Origin of the sequence: Sphaerisporangium viridialbum (assembly GCF_049674955.1) — a bacterium.
In the GTDB taxonomy this organism is placed as follows: domain Bacteria; phylum Actinomycetota; class Actinomycetes; order Streptosporangiales; family Streptosporangiaceae; genus Sphaerisporangium; species Sphaerisporangium viridialbum.
In genome coordinates, this window is sequence record NZ_CP187232.1 from 7,864,817 (window position 1) to 7,883,467 (window position 18,651).

The window sequence follows — 18,651 nt, forward strand, 5'->3', positions numbered from 1 at the left end:
TCTACCTAGCACTTGCTTGGCCAGCGCGAGACGCCCACGCCGCCACCAGGTCCGCGGTGCCGACCCTGGCGGCGAGGAGGCTGATCGTGTTCTCCAGCACGGCCATGGCGTACTCCTCGGGGACGCCCGCCACCGCGTCCACCACCACCGCGACCCGGTAGCCGAGGTTCACCGCCTCCAGCGCCAGCCCGGGGATGCCGAGGTTGAGCGAGACCCCCGCCGCCACGACGGTGGAGACGCCCAGGGTGCGCAGCAGCGTGTCCAGGGACGTTCCGGTGAACGGCGAGAACCCGTGCCCGCGCCGCGACTCCAGGTCGGCCGGGTCCCACAGTTCGGGGACCACCTCGACCGCACCGGTGCCCTCCAGCATGTGCCCGGGGTCCCTGAGCAGGGCGGTGATGAACGGGCTGTTGGCCGCGTGCGACCCCGCGCGGTCGGCACGGAAGGCGGCGGTGCAGTGGACGACCGGCACGCCCGCCGCGCGGGCGGCGCCGAGCAGGACGCGCACGTTCGGGATCACGGCGTGGCGGTCGCAGGCCGCCACCAGGTCGGGAAATCTCGTCCTGTCGCCGACGACGCCCCGCTGCATCTCCATGACCAGAACGGCCGTACGGCCCGGCGCCGCCATCGACGCGAGGTCCAGAGGCACGGAAACCCCCCCTTGACCGAGCATTTGCTTGGTTTGCCGAAATATAGGCCAATACCTTGACATATGCTGAATCGGCATACCTTCCGTAATCGAATCGTCACACTGATGATCTACCAATCCCGTGACAATTGGCGTATCGGGTGAGACCTTCGTCTGGGGATACGGGAGCATCATCACCTCCGAGGGGACAACGATGAACGCCTGGTCCGTTCCGGGATACCGGGAAGAACGCGTGCTCGGCTCCGGAGGGAGCGGGCGGGTCGTCCTCGCGACCTACAGCGGCACCGGCGCCCACGTGGCGATCAAGTACCTCAGCGACGAGCTCAGAGCCGACCCCCGCTTCCTCGCCGCGTTCCGCGAAGAGGCCCGCACGATGGTCGAGATCGGCGACCCGAACGTCGTGCGCTTCTACGAGTACGTCGAGAGCCCCCTCGGCGCGGCCATCGTCATGGAACTCGTCGACGGGGTCTCGCTCCGCAAGATCCTCCATGAGAACGGCTCCACCAGCCCCGAGGCCGCGCTGGTCGTGCTGAAGGGCTCGCTGCTCGGCCTGTCCGCCGCGCACGCCGGAGGCATCGTCCACCGCGACTACAAGCCGGAGAACGTCCTGGTCCAGGCCGACGGGTTCAGCAAGCTCGCGGACTTCGGCATAGCCACCCCGACCGGCCAGCCCGGCCTGCCCTCCGGCACCCCGCCCTACATGGCCCCCGAGCAGTGGAACGGCGCCCCGGCCAGCCCCGCGACCGACGTCTACGCCGCCACCTGTGTCTTCTTCGAGTGCCTGACCGGGCGCAAGCCGTACCACGCCGACCACCCGGCGGCCCTCAGGCACCAGCACCAGACCGCGCCGATCCCCGTGGACGCCGTGCCGGGCTCGGTGCGCTCGCTGGTGGCCCGCGGCCTCGCGAAGAACCCCGCCGACCGTCCCCCGACGGCGAGGTTGTTCGTCGTCGAGCTGGAGCGCGCGGCGGCCGCCGCCTACGGCCCCGACTGGGAGGACCGCGGGCGCCGCCACCTGGCCGAACTCGCCGCCCTTCTCGCGCTGTTCTTCCCCCTGGCGGAGCCGGCGCCGCAGGCGAGCACCAGCCTGGCGCAGACGGTGCTGCGCAGGCCGCTGCGCCAGACCTCCCGCGTTCTGATCGGGAGCGGCATCGTGGTGGCCGGCGTGGTGATCGCGGTGCTCGCCGCCAACCGCCACTCCACCGTGCGCGACGTCGCTCTGACGACCTCCCCCAAGCCGACGGTGCGGGCGGGCGTCGTCGCGCCGACGGACGACCCGGCGCAGCCGCTGACGAAGAAGCCGGTGACGGCGAGCCCTGGTCCGTCGGTCTCCGGTTCGCCGAAGTCGTCCCAGGTCGTGCCCGTGACCCCGGCGACCCCGCGGAGCAGCACCTCGGCGAGCTCTGAGCCCGGCTCCGACCCCTCGCCCACCCCGACCCAGAAGCCCACCCCCACCCCCACCCCGACTCCGACTCCGACTCCGACCCCGACTCCCACGCCCTCCCCGCTCTCGGTGAGCGACCTGACGGTCGTCGCGTTCGATGGACGGACGGCCACGGTGCGGGTGCGGACCTCGACCCCGCAGAACGTCACCCTCACCGTGCGGTTCGCCCAGGGGCCGTCCGCCGCCAAGCTCACCGCGGGCAGCCCGAAGACCTTCGTGCTGGCGGGCTCCACCTCCTACACACAGCCCGTCGACGGAGGGTTCACCCCGCCCGCCTGCGGCCAGACCGTCTACCGGCAGGCCACGGTGTCCACCACGCCCAAGGCGGCGGACGGGTCGAACGAGAGCAAGGTCGTCACGGTGAAGGGCGACCCGTGCCCGCCCCCCACGGTCGGCAGCGTGTCCCTCGACTGGAACGGCCGCACCGCCGACGTCGGAGTGCGGGCCGGCGGGCCCGGCCCGGTCCGCCTGGCGGCTGAGTTCACCCGCAGGGAGGCGGAGGGGTCCGCCAAGGTGGTGGACCGCGCGAGCCGCACCCTCACGGGCGGCACCTCGTACAACCTCTCGCTGCGCGGCGCGCTCGGCGACGTCGCGTGCGGCACGACCGCCTACTTCGGGGCGAGGGTGACCACCGAGCCCGCGGCCGCCAACGGCACGCAGTTCAAGGAGGTCCGGGTCAGCGGGCCCAAGTGCGCGCCGCCGACGGTCTCGATCACCTCGTGGGACGGCAGCACGCTCACGGTCCGCGTCAAGAACGCGACGGCCGACCCGGTCAAGCTCTCGGCCGCCTTCGAGCAGACGCTCAGCGTGGGCGAGCGCACCGTCACCCGCACGGCCGCCCAGCAGGCCACGCTGTCGGGGGACACCGCGTACGACCGGGTCTACACGGTGCGGTTCGCGACTCCGGCGTGCGGCTACAGCGACGCCAGGCGGGTCACGGTGAACGTCAGCTCCGCGCTCGGCACGGCCAGCGACAGCGCGAGGTCGGCCCGCAAGGGCGACCCCTGCGCCGAGCCGACCAAGGAGCCGACGAAGGAACCCACCAAGGAGCCGACCAGGGAGCCCACGAGGGGGCCCACCGAGGAGCCGAGCCCCGGCCCGTCCGGCGACCAGAGCGACGGCCCCGTCATCAGGTAGGTCCCACCCCTGGATCACCGTCCCGGTGAGCCCCTTGTCCCTCAACCAAGCGTGCGCTAGCTTGGCTAGCGATGACCGGTGACGCCTCGCTCTACTGGGACGCCTGCCGCCGCCACGAGCTGGTGGTCCAGGCCTGCGCGGCCTGCGGCGAGCGCGTGCACCTGCCCGCCGCCGAGTGCCCGCGCTGCGGGTCGGCCGGCCTCTCCTTCGCGCCCGTCTCAGGAGAGGCCGTCGTGCACACGTTCACGGTCGTGCACCGCGCCTTCGTCCCGGCCTTCCGCGGGCGCGAGCCGTACGTGCTGGCCTGGGTCGACCTCCGGGAGGGCGCGCGCGCGTTCGGGCGGATCGTGGACTGCGCACCCGAGCGGGTGCGCATCGGCATGCCCGTCCGGCTTACTTTCGATCAAGACGATCTACCCCAGTGGAGGCCGGAGTGAGCGCGCACGCCCAGAAGCTCGGCAACGTTCTGATCCCCGTAAGCGACCTGGACAAGGCCGTGACCTTCTACACGGAGGTCCTCGGCCTGACGCTGAAGTTCAAGGACGGCGACCGTTTCGCCGCGCTGGACGCGGGAGGTGTCACGATCGCGCTCGCCGCCCAGGCCGAGCAGGTCGCGGGCGCCGTCACCGCGCCGTCGTACAAGGTCGGCGACGTCGCCGAGGCCGTACGCGACCTGACGGCCGCGGGCGCGGAGCTGGTCAGCGGCCCCGAGACCGGCCCGCACGAGATCAGGGCCGTACTGCGCGACCCCTCGGGCAACGTCCTCGTCCTCTACTCGGCTCTATGACCTGACCCAGCCGCCCAGAGCGTCACCCCTTTGTGGAGGCCGTCCCCATGGCACCACCGCATGGCACCCCCTACGGCAACTACGGACACGCGCTGCTCACCGCGAACGCGCTGCGCACCCCGGACAGGGCCGCGCTGACCTACTGCGGTGAACAGAGCTTCACCTACGACGAGCTGAACCGGCTGGTCAACCGGCGCGCCCACGCACTGCTCGCGTCCGGCGTCGAGGCGGGCCGGCGGGTCGCCGTCCTGCTGAACGAGACGCTGAAGGTCGCCGAGGTGTACCTGGCGCAGGCCAAGCTGGGTGCGCTGACCTCCGCGCTCAACCCGTACTGGCCGGAGGAGACGCTGCGGGCGGTCGTGGCGCACTCCGAGTGCACGGCGTTCGTGTACGACGCGACGGTGGAGGAGGCGGTCGCGCGGATCCGGCCCGGCCTGCCGGGCGTGACCACCTGGATCAAGGTGGGCGGCCCCTCGGCCGAGCCCGGCGTGGTCGATCTGGACGCCCTCACCTCCGGCGCCGCCGAGGACGAGCCAGAGCTGGGCGGGTTCTGGGACGACCCGCTGGCGCTCTACTACACCTCAGGCACGACCGGCCTGCCGAAGGCCGTCGTCCACACGCACGCCTCCTCGCTCGCCACGGCGCAGATCTGGCTGGACGTGCCGCGCGACCCCGGGTCGGTGTTCGGCACCGGCGCGATCATCTGGGGCATCGGCTTCCCCGCGATCGTCGGCCCCGCCCTCTACACCGGCATGCGCCTGGTGCTGGAGCAGGACTGGGGCCCGGCCAACTTCCTGCGGGTGGTCCCGAGGGAGCGGGTCACGCACGTCTCGCAGATCCCCTCCTTCTACGCCGCGCTGCTCGCCGGCGACGACCACGCGGGCGCCGACCTGTCCACGCTCCGGGTGATCATGCTGGGCGGCGAACCGCTGACCGCCGCACTGCTCGCCCGCATGAAGGAGCGCCTGCCGGACGCGGGCGTCTACAGCTACTACGGCCAGACCGAGGCGCCGTACACCTGCTTCGGCCGGGTGGACGACGGCGGCACCCCGCTCGGCTCGTCCGGCCGCGCGAGGACGGGCTGCGCGGTGCGCGTCACCGGCCCGGACGGTGCCGCCGTCGTCGGGCGGACCGGCGAGATCAACCTCGCGGGGCCGCACCGCATGGCCGGCTACGACAGGCTCCCCGGCAGGACCGCCGAGGTGCTGCGCGACGGCTGGTACGTCGGCGGAGACCTCGGCGTCGTCTCCGAGGACGGCGTCCTCACCGTGCTGGGCCGCCGCGAGGACGCCATCCTCAAGGGCGGGCGGTGGAGCCAGCCCGCCACCGTGGAGGAGGCGGCCGTCGCCGTGGACGAGGTGGCGGAGGCGGGCGCGGCCGGCGTGCCCGCCCACGAGGAGGGGCAGGACGCGGCACCGCAGCGGATCATCCTCGCCGTGGTCGCCAGGGCCGGGCACTCCCTGGACGCCGAGAAGCTCGCCGCCGCCCTTGCCACGACGCTTCCCGAGCACCAGCGGCCCGACCACATCGTGGTCGCCGACGAACTGCCGCACTTCCAGGACGCCTCTGGCGGGCCGGGCAAGCTGCTGCGGCGGGAGATCCGCGAGCGCTACCAGCACCTCGTGGACCAGGCGTGATCCCTGAGCACGAGGTCAAGGCCCTGCTGCGCGGCATCGGCGTCACCGTGCCGGACGGCGTGACGGCCTCGGGCCCGCGAGAGATCGCCGAGGCCGCGCGAGGGCTCGCTCCCCCGCTGGTGCTGAAGGCCCACGGCCCCGGCCTGCTGCACAAGTCGGACGCCGGGGCCGTACGGCTGGGCCTGGGGTCGGCGGCGGAGGCGGCGGTCGCGGCCGGGGAGATGCGCGAGCGCCTGGCCGCGCGCGGGATCACGCCGGAGGGGTTCCTGGTCGAGGAGCAGGCGGCCCCCGGCGTGGAGCTGATCTTCGGGCTCGTGCTCGACCCCGGGTTCGGGCCGGTGGTCCTCGCCGGGCTCGGCGGGGTGTGGACCGAGGTGCTGCGGGACACCGCTCTGCGGCTCTGCCCGATCGACCGGGACGGCGCGCGCGAGATGCTGGCGTCGCTGCGCGGCCATCCCCTGCTCACCGGCCACAGGGGCGCCCCGGCCGTGGACATGGACTCCCTGGTCGAGCTCCTGGTACGGCTGGGCGGCGACGGCGGGCTCTGGGAGGATCTCGACCTCGGCGAGTTCGAGCTGAACCCGGTGATCGCCTCCGCTGACGGGGTGGTCGCCGTGGACGCGCGGTACGTCCCGGGAGACGCCGGCCCGGACGCGCGGCCGGCGGGCACGCCGGGCGAGCCCACCGACTTCACCGCGCTCTTCGAGCCGAGGAAGGTCGCCGTGGTCGGCGCGTCCACCACCCGGCCCGGCTTCGGCAACATGTTCCTGGAGTTCTACAAGCTCACGGGCGTCCCCGTCGTCGCGGTGCACCCGGAGGCGGACCAGATCGCCGGCGTGCCCGCCGTGCGGACGGCCGCGGACACGGGCGCCGACTACGCCCTGGTCGCGGTGCCCGCCGCGCGGTGCGCCGGGGTCGTACGGCAGGCGAAGGGCATCCCGTTCGTCCAGGTGATGAGCGGCGGGTTCGGCGAGCTGGGCCGTCCTGACCTGGAGAAGGAGCTGACCGAAGCCGCGCGCGAGGCCGGGACGCGCCTCCTCGGGCCCAACTGCATGGGCGTGTACAGCCCGCGCGGCGGGCAGACGTTCGTCGGCGGCCGACAGGGGCCGCCGGGGAGCGTGGCCGTCATCTCCCAGAGCGGCGGCCTGGCCGGAGAGGTCATCAAGGTCGGCGAGCGCCGCGGCCTGGCGTTCAGCCGGGTAGTGACCGTGGGCAACTCCGCCGACGTCACCCCGGCCGAGCTGCTCCGCTGGCTGGCGTCCGACCCCGAGACCTCGGCGGTGGGCCTGTACCTGGAGGACCCGCGCGGCGGCCGGGCGCTGTTCGAGGCGCTCATGGCGGTACGCGGGCGGATGCCGGTGGCGATGCTGGTCGGGGGCCGCAGCGCGCAGGGGCGGCGCGCCGCCGCCTCCCACACCGGGGGCCTCGCCGGGGACGGCCGCGTGTGGCGGGCCGTCGCCGGCCAGAGCGGGGCGGCACTGGTGACCGGCCAGGACGACCTGATCGGCGCGCTGGCGTTCTTCCAGGCCCACGCGGCACGCGCCGTGCCAGGGGATCCGGGGGTGCTGGTCATCGGGCCGAGCGGCGGGGCGAACGTGCTGGCGGCGGACGTCCTCGACCGGGCGGGCCTCGCGCTCGGCCCGCTCCCCGAGCGGGCAAGGGAGGCTCTCACCGCGCTCGGCGTGGGGGTGGGAAGCTCCCTCGCGAACCCGCTGGAGATTCCCGTCGGGCCCCGGGCGCCCGCCGAGCTGGTGCGGGACGCGATCGGCGCGATCGTGTCGCGGCGGCCGTACCCGGACGTGGTGGCGCACGTGAACGTGCAGAGCTTCTTCACCTACGGCGACGCCGCCGAGCCGCTCTACGCCTACGCGCGGCACCTGGCCGAGGCGCAGGCCCTGCTGCCCGGCACCCGCGTGACGCTGGTGACCCGCAACGGCGAGTGCGCCCCGCCGGGCGTCGAGGACGAGGTGCGAGCCATCGCATCCGGCGCCGGCATCCCCGTGTACCGCTCCGTGGAGGGGGCGGCCGTCGCCATAGCGGCGGGCAAGCGGTTCGCGCGCGCCCGTACCGGCGTCATGGACGGCCCCCCGCCGGCCACCGAACCCTGAACCGCCCGCGTCCGGACCACCGGCGCCGGGCTCCGCACTTCGAACTCCGGAGGAACCTCATGGGGATACTCGACGGGAAGGTCGCCCTCATCACGGGCGGGGCACGGGGCATGGGCGCCTCCCACGTCCGCCTGTTCCTCGCGGAGGGGGCGCGGGTGGTCTTCGGCGACGTGCTCGAAGAGGAGGGGAAGTCGCTGGCCGAGGAGACCGGCGCGGTGTACGTGCGGCATGACGTGACCAGGCCCGATGAGTGGGCCCACGCCGTGTCGGTCGCCACCGGCACCTACGGCAAGCTGGACGTGCTGGTCAACAACGCCGGGATCCTGAGGTTCCGGCGCATCGCCGACATGACCGTCGAGGAGTACGAGCGCGTCCTCGACGTGAATCTCAAGGGCACCTGGCTCGGCGTGAAGTCGGTGATCGAGCCCATGAAGGCCGCCGGGCGCGGCTCGATCGTCAACATCTCGTCGGTCGAGGGCTTCATCGGGGCGGAGGGGATGTCGGCCTACGCGGCCTCGAAGTTCGGCGTGCGCGGGGTGACCAAGTCGGCCGCCCGCGAGCTGGCCGGGGCGAAGATCCGCGTCAACTCGGTGCACCCGGGGGCCATCAACACCCCCATGGTCGCGAACCCCGAGCTGGCCGAGGTGGACGGCGAGGCCTTCGTCAGGGCCATGGTGATCAAACGCTTCGCCAAGCCGGTCGAGGTCTCCCACGTGGTGGCGTTCCTCGCCTCCGACCGGTCCAGCTACTGCAACGGCAGCGAGTTCACGGTCGACGGCGGCCTGCTCACCGGCGCGGGCTACTGATCCGGCGGCGGCCCCGCGCTCTCCGGCCGCCGCGAGCCGCACGTGAACCAGATGGTCTTGCCTGCTCCCGCGGGGACGGACTCGACGCCCCAGACGTCGGTGAGCGCGGTGACGATCCGCAGGCCGCGCCCGTGCTCCAGGTCGGTCCCTGCGGCGCGGACGCGGGGCCATCCGTCGCCGCCGTCGGTCACGGCGCCGGTCAGGGTGCCCGGGCCCGCCCGGAGAGCCAGGTGGATGGGGGGCGCGCCGTGGATGAGGGCGTTCCCAAGTAACTCGGTGACGACGATCACCACGTCGTCGGCGAGATCGTTCAGATTCCACTCGGTGAGCGCCTCACGGACCATCGCGCGGCACTTCGCCGTGACGCTCGGGTCGGCGGGCAGCTCCCAGCGGGCCTCGCAGGGGCAGGACGGGACGCTGGTCATCACGAATCTCCTGGCCTTTCGCCTTGGGGATGCATCGGCCTCGTGACGGCCCCCGCGCGGGATCGGCGGGATCCGGGTAACGGGGCGGACCTTTACCTTCGGGCGGGCGGCGGGCGCCTCAACAGGCGTTCCGAAGGGGTGCGTCTGTAGGGCCCGCGGCGAGCTTCCGCGCCGGGAAACCCTGTGGCGACAGAAACCGGCGCTCTGCCCGCCGATTCCTGACAACCCTCAGTAGCCAATTCACCGCCTTGGCTACTCTCGGTGTCGGCAATACGCATCCACGGGGGTCGGAGGGTACGCGATGCCACGTAAGCCACGCAGCCTCAAAGAGGAGATGGACCGCCTTACCGCCGAGCTTCGCGAAAGGGGGTCGACCTGGGCCGAGATCGCCCGGGAGTACCAGCGGCGCTACCGGCTCAACTCCCGGCAGGCCTTCCGGGAGGCCCATCGCTTCACGCAGGACCGCGTCGTGGACGAGTGGAAGACGCTGTGGCCCTCCGAGCCGTTCAGCGTGCGCAAGCTCGGCTCGTGGGAGGCGTGGCCGGGCATCACCGGCAACGAGCCCCCGGTCGCCGGGCTCAACCGGCTGGCCCGCATCTATGGGTGCCGTGCGTGCGACCTCGTCGACGGCGAGGACCACACGCAGCGCGACCAGAACGCGAATGTCCCCCGCAGGCGGCATGTCCCGCCCGCACATACCACCGTTAGCCTCACATTCAGCGACATAAAGGGCATCTTGCCCATTCAGCCGCTCCGTGGGCCTATGTCTCCAGGAGAACTGCGTGATCGGGAGTTCGAGCAGCTCGTCCACGCCTTCACGGATTGGGCAACGCAGATGAATCGACGTGACGTTCTCGCCCTGATCGGAGCGGCCGCCACCTCCGCCTACGCCTCGCCGGTCCTCGACCGGCTCGACGCCGACGAGTCGCAGCGCGTGACCATGGCGGCGGCCGGCCCGAGCAGGGTCGACGACGCGACGATCGGCCACATCGACGCGGTGCTGCGGCACTGCATGCGCCAGGAGGACGCGCTCGGGCCCCAGGTGACCGTGGCCACCGTGCTCGCCCAGGAGCACCTCGTCGTCTCGCTGCTCTCGTCGGGGGCGCCCGCGCGGATGCGGTCGAAGTTACTCTCGCTGCTGGCCGACATCCGGCGCTGCAACGCGTGGATGCTGTTCAACCTCAACGACTTCAAGGGCGCCGACTACTACTACTCACAGGCGCGGAACGCCGCGCACCAGGCCGACGACGACGCGATGTGCAGCATGGTCCTCGCGAACTGGAGCCAGCTCGCCACCTGGCGGGGCGATCCGCGCCTCGGGGTCGAGCACGCGCTGGGCGCCCTGGCCTGGGGCCAGCGGGCGGGCAGCAAGCTGCTCACCGCCTACGCCTGCGACGTCGGCGCCCGCGCCTACGCCGCCGTGGTCAGGCGTTCCGCCAAGGGTGAGCGCCGCAAGGACCACACGCGCTGTTTCCGGTCGGTGGACCAGGCCCAGCGGGAGCTCCACGGAGCCGACGCCGGCGATCCAGGCGCCAGGCTCGTCCCCTTCTACGGGGAGGGCCAGTACCTTTCGACCAAGACCGGCTGCCTGCTCGACACGGGCGACCCGGCGCAGGCGCTCCAGGTGGCCGCCACCGCGGCGGCCGGCATCGACCCCACCTTCGTCCGCAACGTCGCCTACATCCGCCTGAAGACCGCGCAGGCCCATCTCCAGCTGCGCGACATCGAGAAGGCCTGTGAGGAGCTCGGCGAGGCGGCGCGCCTGGCCGGGCACAACACCTCCCCGCGCCTGGTGCGCTCGGTCGTGGAGACCCGCGAGAAGCTCAGCCCGTGGCACCGCACCCGCAGCGTGGCGGCCCTGGACGAGCGCCTGCACGCCGCCCGCCTCATCGCCTGACCACCGGCGACCGGGGGCGCAGGGCGCCCGCGAGGCTCAGCGCGATCACGCAGACGATGATGAGGTCCGCGGCCAGCGGGGCGACCCACGGGCGGTAGGTCTCGGAGATCCACCGGGTCATCGCGGTGGGCTCGAGGAGGCCGGACGCCCCGGGCAGGTAGATGAGGCTGGTCACCACCCCGCGCGCGATCAGCAGCCCGTCGAGCCGGCAGGCCGGCATCAGGGCCAGCAGGGGGAACAGCAGCGCGTCGTACCAGGGGTGCTGCACCGGTGAGGTGAGCAGCCAGCAAAGGCACCACGCGAGCGCCGGTCGCACGGAGGGCAGGTCCGGCGGCCCGGAGGGAAGCCGCCAGCACAGCAGGAGGCCGATGAGGAGGGCGGCGCCGAGCGTGAGCCGCCCCTCCAGGACCGACGGCTCCGCTCCGAGCCCGAGCGCGTCGGTGACCACGCGCCAGGGGTCCGCGAGCGAGTGCGCCCCGATCTTGCCCGCCACGTTGCCGAGGGCCTCCGGCCCCTGCGTCGCGTACGCCCCGACCAGCGCGGCGACCACGCCCATGACCATGCCGAGGAACGTGGTCGCCGACCGGCGGGCCGCCCACGCCAGGCCCGCCCCTGCCAGGATGAACGGCGCCTTGACGGCCGCCGCCGCGCCGAGCAGCACCCCGGACAGAAGGCCCGCGGCCACCCCGCCCCGGCGCAGGACGAGGAAGGCCGCGAGCAGCGGGAGCACTCCGAGGCCGTCGATGTGACCGCCCAGCACCACATGCCACAGCATCAGCGGGTTCAGGCTCCACAGCAGGTGGACGCGGACGCGCCGCTCCCGGCCGGGGCCCGCCAGCCGGTCGAGCAGGAGCGCGGACAGCAGGAACGCGAGCGCTGTCATGAGCTTGAGCACCAGCACGGTGCCCGCCATCGAGCCGCCGCCCAGCCGCGAGGCGGCGAGCTGCGCCCACGTGGCCAGCGGCCCGTACACCGAGGGGGCGTGGCGCCAGGCGAGGGGCGCCAGCTCACCCACCGGGTCGCCGATCTTGTGCAGCCACGCCGGGGCGGTCACGTAAGGGTCCTGCCCGAGGGAGGCGATGCGTCCGTACACCGCGTAGTTGAGCACGTCCGTCGACCCGGCGGGCGGTACGAGCGCGAGGGTGGCGACGGAGACCAACATGCCGGCGAGCAGCACCCCGCGCGCGGGCCGCCACCCTCGGCCGAGCCCGTACAGGGCGACGCCGACGCCGAGCCCGCCCGCGATCACGACCGTCCAGCAGAGCAGGATCACCAGCCCGTCGGAGGGCGCGGCCCGGAAGGACCAGGGCGGATCGCCGCCGCCGAGCTCGGGCACCGCCGCGGAGGTGCCGAGCAGGGCGACGGCCAGCATGACCGCGACCGCGACGGCGATCAGGGCGAGCCCGGCGTACCCGGCCAGGCGCGCGCGCCCGGACGGGAGGGCGGGACCCTGCCGCCCGGTCATCGGCGGTCGGGACACGGGTCGAACCGACGTCGGCACCGGCCAATCCTCCAGGGGGAGCTACCACGATGGTCACGCCGTCGCGACCGGGCCGCGAGACGGCACGCTCGCCGGATCTGCCCCATGGTTCGGCTCCTACCGAGATGCGACCGGATCGCTCATCTCACGGTAAAAGCAGCCGGGTCATCGGCAGCTTGGCGCGGCATTAGCGTGATGCTTACCTTAAGCGAAGATCGCCCGAGATGATGCCCCGTTGAGTTGATGGTCCGTGGCCCAAGGGAGAAGCGGTAGCATCGTGATCGGCACAGTTCAGTTGAAGGCGGGACGCCTCCTTTACCGCGCGTTTCGCGCGGCCGAACATGTCAGCGGCGCGTTAACTTTGGTTAGCGCTCGGTTAACGCCGCAGGCCGTCATTTCGGCCGGACGAGCCGGATGGCATTCTCGTCATTGAAGTCGGGGTTCGTTTTCAGATTGTTATCGCGGAAGAAGTGCTGCCTTACGGCGACCGAAGCGTAACGCGCGAGGTTTCCCGTGGATTTATGGCCGTACGCGAACTGTAACCATCAAGCAAGCCCGCAATAAACTAATTTTTCCCCGATTTTTACGACGAGACCGGTAGCGGGCCCCCGGACGCGGCGGGTCCGTGCGGGGTCGATCCGCTCCCTGAGCGGCGCTTCCTCCGGAAGGGCAGCTTCGGCATGCCGACGGTGAGGAAAGCCTCGGCCTGGAGCGCCGAGATGCCGATGCGCGGCAGGTCGCGGGCCGTGGGGTACACCAGGAACCTCGGCTGCCAGTAGGGCCGGAACTTGGCGTTGAACTTGTACAGCGACTCGATCTGGAACCACCGCGACAGGAAGACCAGCAGGCCGCGCCAGGCCCGCAGCACAGGGCCCGCGCCGAGCCGCTCGCCCCGGGCGAGCGCCGAGCGGAACATGGCGAAGTTCAGGGAGACCCTGGTGATGCCCATGGCGGGCGCGGCCTGCAGGGCCTTGACGATCAGCAGCTCGTTGAGCCCGGGGTCGGCGTCGCGGTCGCGGCGCATCAGGTCGAGCGAGATGCCACCGGCGCCCCAGGGCACGAAGTGGAGGATCGCCCGGATGTCGCCTCCCGGCAGGCTCCTGCCGTCCTCGCAGGCCTTGTGCGCCGTGACGACGACGCAGTCGCCGTCGGCGGGGTCGCCGAAGCGGCCGAGGGCCATCGAGAAGCCGCGCTCGGTCTCGGTGCCGCGCCAGGAGTCGGCGGCCGTGCGGATCTGCTCCTTCTCCTCCTCGCTGAGGTCGCGAACCCGCCTGACCAGGCATTTGTAGCCCGCCCGCTCGGTGCGGTTGACCATCTGGCGGACGTTGCGCATGGTGCGCCCTTCGAGGGTGAAGTCGGCGACCTCGACGACCGCCTCGTCGCCGATCTCCAGCGCCGACAGCCCCGCCTCGCGGGTCCAGATCTCGCCGCCCGCCTCGCTGCACCCGATGACCGCGGGGACCCAGGCGTGCCGCCCGACCTCCTCCATGAAGCGTTTGATCGCTCCGGGCCATGCCTCGATGTCGCCAACGGGGTCGCCGCTGGCGAGCATCACGCCCGCGACGACGCGGTAGGCGATCAGCGCCTTGCCCGACGGGGAGAAGATCACGCTCTTGTCGCGCCGCAGCGCGAAGTAGCCCAGCGAGTCGAGCTCGCCATGGCGCGAGAGCAGGCCGCGCACCCGTTTCTCGTCGTCGGCGCTGAGCGCCGCCACGGGCCGTTCCGGACGGAGCGCGAGGTACAGCGTAGTGATCGCGGTGAGCGCGCCGAGTCCGGCCAGCGAGTAATACACCAGGTCAGCGGTACGGTCGAGGGAGTATTGGACCGGCCCCTCCATGCCGAAGAGACCGAGGAGCACATGCTGGAGCCGCTCGCCGTTCGTCGGCTCGCCCACCAGGAGCGCCGGATGCGCGCCGACGATGACCCAGCCGATCACGATGTCGAGCAGCCCGAGCGCGATGAAGTTCCACAGGGCGCGCCAGCGTGACCGGGGATCCGACAGGGCATGGAACTCACGCCGATTGATCAGGAGAACGATGAACAGCACCAGGCTGATGGCGGCGGTGGCGGAGTGCCGCCAGCGCAGCACCTCCACCAGCGCTCCGAGGGGCAGGAGCACCACCACGGCCCGCCACGCCCGCACCTTACGGCGGCGCAGGGCGTGGGCGAGCATGACGAGCAGCACGCCGACCAGGATCGAGGCCGCCGCCGCCAGGGTGGTGACCGTGCCCGGCAGGATGCCGGCTATGGCGCTGACGCGGCTCTGGCGGAAATGCGGGACCACGCCCCTGACGATGTCGAGTATCCCGATGGCGAGCGCGGCGTATCCGGCCGCCGCCGGAACCCATGAGCGCGACGCCAGCATGCGCGAAAGGCGTGTCCGATCCCTCACGTCAAGACACACTAGAGGGTGCGGTCCGTGCGTTGTGCATCCGCGAAGTGATACATCCTTACCCTGGCCTTATATCGATTGAGTAACTTTTGCTGGGCACGACCCTAAAGGATGCTGGGAGTGGGACCAAGACCGGGGGAGAGTTAGATTGGGACTCACAGCGACAAAGCTGGAGCTTCTGGTGGGCCTGCTCGCAGTGGCAGGCCTCGCCGCGTCAGTCTGGTGGATATGGCCGAGGCTGAGCGCGCGCACGTGGCAGGCCATTCTCGGGCGTGTGGGAGTTCTTCTGGGAAACCAGGTTCTCACCCTTTTCGCGCTGGCGCTCGTCATGAACAACTATTTCGGCTTCTACAGTAGTTGGGGCGACCTTTTCGGCACCGAAGGCAGCTCCGCCACCGGCATCGTGACCGACGCCGAGGCCGGGCAGGGGGACCCGGGCACGCCGTCGTCGAAGGGCGTCCAGATCATCGGCAGCGCGCACGTGCCGTTGATCACCACCAGGAAGGGCCACTCAGGGGGCAGGCTGGAGCAGGTCGTCATCTCGGGGGCCACGTCCAGGCTGAGCTCCCCCGCGTACGTGTACCTGCCGCCGCAGTACTTCGAGAAGAGGTTCGCCAACACGCGCTTCCCGGCGATCCTCGCGCTGACCGGCTACCCCGGCGACGCCCGCAACCTGGTCACCCGAATGAACATCCCGACCGTGGCCGCCAAGGCGATCGACCGCAACGAGATGGTGCCGACGATCATGGTGCTGATGCGCCCGACCGTGGCGCCGCCCCGCGACACCGAGTGCATGGACGTGCCCGGCGGTCCACAGGTCGAGACGTACTTCACCAAGGATCTCCGCGAGTCGATGGCCGGCGCGTTCCGCGTGGGCACGGACGCCGCCAACTGGGGCGTTCTCGGCGGTTCCACCGGCGGATACTGCGCGCTGAAGATGAGCATGCGCCACCCGGAGGCCTTCTCCAGCGCGGTGTCGCTCTCGGGCTACTACAAGGCGCCGATCGACGCCACGACCGGCGACCTGTTCGGCGGCAGCGCGAAGCTCCAGGACGAGAACGACCTGATGTGGCGCCTGGCGAACCTCCCTCAGCCGCCGATCTCCGTGCTGGTGACCAGCAGCAAGAAGGGCGAGTCCAACTACAAGACGACGCTGGCGTTCCTTGCGGCCGTGAAGCCTCCGATGCAGGCGTCCTCGCTGATCCTGCCGAGCGGCGGGCACAACTTCAACACATGGAACCGCGAGGTCCCGCAGGCCCTGCCGTGGCTGGCGCAGCAGTTGCACGTACCGGTCGGCGAGGCGCCCGCCACGCCCAGCGCGTCCGCCTCGCCGGCCTCCTGACACCGGGGGCACACCTGAGGGGGGCGGGGGTCGGCGCCCCCCGCGTCAGGCGTTGACGGCCCCCTCCACGGGCTCGCCGCCGTTCGCCCACTGGGAGGGCGTGATGAACAGGCCCGTGGCCTCCACGAGGGTCGTACCGTCCGGTGCGGCGATCGTGCCCTCGGCCCAGGTCTTGCGCCCCTCGGCGCGCGAGACGGCCGCGGAGGCCGCCAGCGGCTCGCCGTAGGGCGCGGGCCGCCGGTACCTGATGCTCAGTGTGCCCGTCACCCCCGCCCTGCCGGACGTGGCGACCGCGTCCCCCAGCAGGTGGTCGAGGATCATGGCGGTCACGCCGCCGTGCACGGAGCCGGGCGGGCCCTCGTGGGCCGGCCTGAAGACCACCTCGGCCCTGGAGCCGCCCCCGGCGGGCCTGTCGATGACGAGCGGGAGCGCGTGCGGGTTGCACTCGCCGGTGACGGCGTTGCCCAGGTGCCTGAAGCGGCCGTCGGGGCCGAACTCAGGCGGCAGCGGGGCCGCGCGCCGGGTGGCGTTCAGCCGCTCGGTCAGCGCCACCAGGTCGGCGGTCACCGCCGTCAGCTCGTCCTCGGGCACGTCCGTCAGCACGACCGCGTCGACGAGGTCCCGCACCTGCTGGGCGAGTACGGCGAGGGCCGCGAGGCGGGCTTCGCCGTCGGACTCCTGGGGCGTCGCGAGATCGGGCATCATGACGCCGATTCTAGGACGCGTCACCGAATGACGTTCGAATCTGACCGTTTTAGTCATGTTTGGGTAAAGGAATCCCAATCGAGGAATGATCCGCCGACGGGCTGTACGGGGACGGAAACCCCGCGCGGCACGGGGTTTCCGGGCGCACGACGGGCGTCATGACACCGGGCAAGGGTCAAGTTGACCCCCTTTTGACCTGGGCTTTTCCTGACTAACGTCCTCCACCACAACGGAACCACCCGGCGTGCCCCAGCGCCGGTCGAACAAGCGGAAGGTCCCTCACTTCCTATGTCGCCTGAAGTTCAGAAGATCCTTGACCTGCTCCACACCCAGCTCGGATACAGCGAGCAGGCGGGCGGTTACACCAAGTTCGGAGACTGGTACGGCAACACGGTCGAGTTCGACTCCGACTACTCGGCCCAGCCCTGGTGTGACATGTTCCTGTCGTGGGCGGCCCACAAGCTCGGGTACGAGAAGTGGTTCGGCCAGTTCGCCTACACCGTCGACCACGCGAAGTGGTTCATCGACCACGACGCCTGGGGCACCACCCCCAAGCCGGGCGCCGTGGTGTTCTTCGACTGGGGAGGCTCCCACGTCGTGGACAACATCGACCACGTGGGCATGGTCACCTCCGTCGACGGTGACACCATCCACACGATCGAGGGCAACGTCGACGGCCAGTTCGTCCGCGAGAAGGTCAGGGACCAGAGCTCGGTCGTCGGCTACGGCTATCCCGACAAGGTCCAGGCCGAGATGGCCGACCCCGTGGCGGAGAAGGTCTCGCTCACCGGCGAGGCGCTCAGGGTGAAGCTGACGGCGGCGGAGTCCCAGGTGGCGGCGCCCTCCCACCAGGCCGACCTCGGCACCGCCTCCCTGGTGGCCCCCATGCTGATCGCCGCGCTGGTCCTGATCGCCTACTTCAAGGTCACCCGCGCCTCCGTACGGCTGGCGCTCGCCGTGACCCGGCGAGGCCCGGGATCTCAGTCCACGACGGCCCGGTCACCGATGCCGTACCGGCCGGCGAACTCCGCGAGCCTCGCCACCGCGTCGCGCCCCCGCTTCCAGGGCCGGACGATCATGCGGTCCACGCCGAGCGACTCCCAGCCGCCGACCTCCTCTGGCCCCGCCAGCGAGTAGGCGTGCACGGTGACCGAGAACGGGTCCGCCGAGCCGTGGGCGCTCCGCATGGCCGCGAGCCGGTCGAGCCGGGGACGGATGGACGGAAGCGTGTGCGGCATGCTGATCCAGCCGTCGCACAGGGTCGCGGCCCGGCGCAGCGCCGCCGCCGACTCACCCCCCGCGAGGATGGGCAGCCGCTCCTGGACGGGCTTGGGCTCGAAGGCGACCTCGGGAAACGCGAAGAACCTCCCGCTGTGGGCCACTACCGGCTCCGACCAGAGCCGCCTGGTCACCTCGATGGCCTCGTCCAGCCTCGGCCCGCGCGTCGCGAAGTCCACGCCCGCCGCCAGCCACTCCCCCGGGTACCACCCGGCACCCACCCCGCAGATCGCCCGGCCGCCCGAGACCAGGTCGAGGGTGGCGAAGGCGCGGGCAGAGACGAACGGGTGCCGCAGGGCGTACAGGTGCACCGCCGTGCCGAGCCTCACCCGTGAGGTGAGGCCGGCCAGCCAGCACAGGTACGCGGGCGCGTCGAAGAGCGGTGTGACCGGCGAGATGCCCGGCCTGTCGGTGCCGGGATAGACGGCGAGCGACAGGTCCGTGGCGAAGACGAGGTGCTCGGGCAGCCAGACCGACTCGAACCCCAGCTCGTCGGCGGCCACGGCCACGTCCTTCCAGGCCGCCGGGTGCAGCAGCCCGAGCGGGACGCCGAACCTCACGGGT

The 18,651-nt window shown here is 71.8% G+C and carries 14 protein-coding genes and 2 pseudogenes; 9 read left to right on the plus strand and 7 right to left on the minus strand.

Annotated elements, in window-relative coordinates; genetic code table 11:
- Window position 1: 1 nt before the first annotated feature.
- Window positions 2-649, minus strand: a complete 648-nt coding sequence (locus ACOZ38_RS35395; RefSeq protein WP_424535374.1) for an isochorismatase family cysteine hydrolase — start codon at window positions 647-649, stop codon at window positions 2-4.
- Between the two features lie 193 nt (window positions 650-842).
- On the opposite strand from ACOZ38_RS35395, the pseudogene ACOZ38_RS35400 reads away from it, so the two are divergent.
- Window positions 843-1,577, plus strand: a pseudogene (locus ACOZ38_RS35400) (serine/threonine-protein kinase); the annotation flags it as partial.
- 1,430 nt (window positions 1,578-3,007) lie between these two features.
- Here the strand turns inward: ACOZ38_RS35400 and ACOZ38_RS35405 are convergent.
- Window positions 3,008-3,223, minus strand: a complete 216-nt coding sequence (locus ACOZ38_RS35405) for a glycine zipper domain-containing protein (protein WP_424537146.1) — start codon at window positions 3,221-3,223, stop codon at window positions 3,008-3,010.
- Between the two features lie 78 nt (window positions 3,224-3,301).
- Here ACOZ38_RS35405 and ACOZ38_RS35410 point away from each other — a divergent pair, with 78 nt between their 5' ends.
- From ACOZ38_RS35410 to ACOZ38_RS35430, 5 genes are read left to right on the plus strand one after another with little or no spacing between them, the layout of a single operon-like run.
- Complete coding sequence (locus ACOZ38_RS35410; protein WP_424535375.1) at window positions 3,302-3,667, plus strand: Zn-ribbon domain-containing OB-fold protein; 366 nt, start codon at window positions 3,302-3,304, stop codon at window positions 3,665-3,667.
- Window positions 3,664-4,017 carry a VOC family protein gene (locus ACOZ38_RS35415; protein ID WP_405140490.1) on the plus strand — a complete coding sequence of 118 codons (354 nt, stop codon included), beginning with the start codon at window positions 3,664-3,666 and terminating at the stop codon, window positions 4,015-4,017. Before ACOZ38_RS35410 ends, ACOZ38_RS35415 begins: the two co-directional genes overlap by 4 nt.
- Before the next feature lie 47 nt (window positions 4,018-4,064).
- Complete coding sequence (locus ACOZ38_RS35420; RefSeq protein WP_424535376.1) at window positions 4,065-5,654, plus strand: class I adenylate-forming enzyme family protein; 1,590 nt, start codon at window positions 4,065-4,067, stop codon at window positions 5,652-5,654.
- The gene (locus ACOZ38_RS35425; protein ID WP_424535377.1) at window positions 5,651-7,762 is read left to right on the plus strand and encodes an acetate--CoA ligase family protein; all 2,112 of its coding nucleotides are present in this window, start codon (window positions 5,651-5,653) and stop codon (window positions 7,760-7,762) included. The genes ACOZ38_RS35420 and ACOZ38_RS35425 overlap by 4 nt, the downstream gene beginning before the upstream one ends.
- Window positions 7,763-7,821: 59 nt before the next feature.
- Window positions 7,822-8,568 (plus strand): glucose 1-dehydrogenase, encoded by a 747-nt coding sequence (locus ACOZ38_RS35430; protein ID WP_424535378.1) that lies wholly within the window; start codon window positions 7,822-7,824, stop codon window positions 8,566-8,568.
- Here the strand turns inward: ACOZ38_RS35430 and ACOZ38_RS35435 are convergent.
- Window positions 8,562-8,993: an ATP-binding protein gene (locus tag ACOZ38_RS35435; protein WP_424535379.1), complete on the minus strand. Its 432-nt coding sequence runs from the start codon at window positions 8,991-8,993 to the stop codon at window positions 8,562-8,564. The genes ACOZ38_RS35430 and ACOZ38_RS35435 overlap by 7 nt on opposite strands.
- A 334-nt stretch (window positions 8,994-9,327) precedes the next feature.
- Between ACOZ38_RS35435 and ACOZ38_RS35440 the strand changes: the two genes are divergently transcribed.
- Window positions 9,328-10,890 carry a hypothetical protein gene (locus ACOZ38_RS35440; protein WP_424535380.1) on the plus strand — a complete coding sequence of 521 codons (1,563 nt, stop codon included), beginning with the start codon at window positions 9,328-9,330 and terminating at the stop codon, window positions 10,888-10,890.
- Here the strand turns inward: ACOZ38_RS35440 and ACOZ38_RS35445 are convergent.
- On the minus strand, window positions 10,880-12,355 hold the full coding sequence (locus tag ACOZ38_RS35445; RefSeq protein WP_424535381.1) for a hypothetical protein: 1,476 nt from the start codon (window positions 12,353-12,355) through the stop codon (window positions 10,880-10,882). The two genes, ACOZ38_RS35440 and ACOZ38_RS35445, sit on opposite strands and share 11 nt — an antisense overlap.
- A gap of 598 nt (window positions 12,356-12,953) precedes the next feature.
- Window positions 12,954-14,762 (minus strand): phosphatidylglycerol lysyltransferase domain-containing protein, encoded by a 1,809-nt coding sequence (locus ACOZ38_RS35450; protein WP_424535382.1) that lies wholly within the window; start codon window positions 14,760-14,762, stop codon window positions 12,954-12,956.
- A gap of 274 nt (window positions 14,763-15,036) precedes the next feature.
- Between ACOZ38_RS35450 and ACOZ38_RS35455 the strand changes: the two genes are divergently transcribed.
- The gene (locus ACOZ38_RS35455; RefSeq protein WP_424535383.1) at window positions 15,037-16,104 is read left to right on the plus strand and encodes an alpha/beta hydrolase; all 1,068 of its coding nucleotides are present in this window, start codon (window positions 15,037-15,039) and stop codon (window positions 16,102-16,104) included.
- 45 nt (window positions 16,105-16,149) lie between these two features.
- Here ACOZ38_RS35455 and ACOZ38_RS35460 read toward each other — a convergent pair whose 3' ends face one another.
- Entirely contained in the window at window positions 16,150-16,809 is a 660-nt protein-coding gene (locus ACOZ38_RS35460; protein ID WP_424535384.1) for a PaaI family thioesterase, read from the minus strand.
- Between the two features lie 288 nt (window positions 16,810-17,097).
- Here ACOZ38_RS35460 and ACOZ38_RS35465 point away from each other — a divergent pair.
- Window positions 17,098-17,466: pseudogene (locus ACOZ38_RS35465) on the plus strand (CHAP domain-containing protein); the annotation flags it as partial.
- Window positions 17,467-17,789: 323 nt separating this feature from the next.
- Here the strand turns inward: ACOZ38_RS35465 and ACOZ38_RS35470 are convergent.
- Complete coding sequence (locus ACOZ38_RS35470) at window positions 17,790-18,647, minus strand: TIGR03619 family F420-dependent LLM class oxidoreductase (RefSeq protein WP_424535385.1); 858 nt, start codon at window positions 18,645-18,647, stop codon at window positions 17,790-17,792.
- Between the last annotated feature and the right edge of the window lie 4 nt (window positions 18,648-18,651).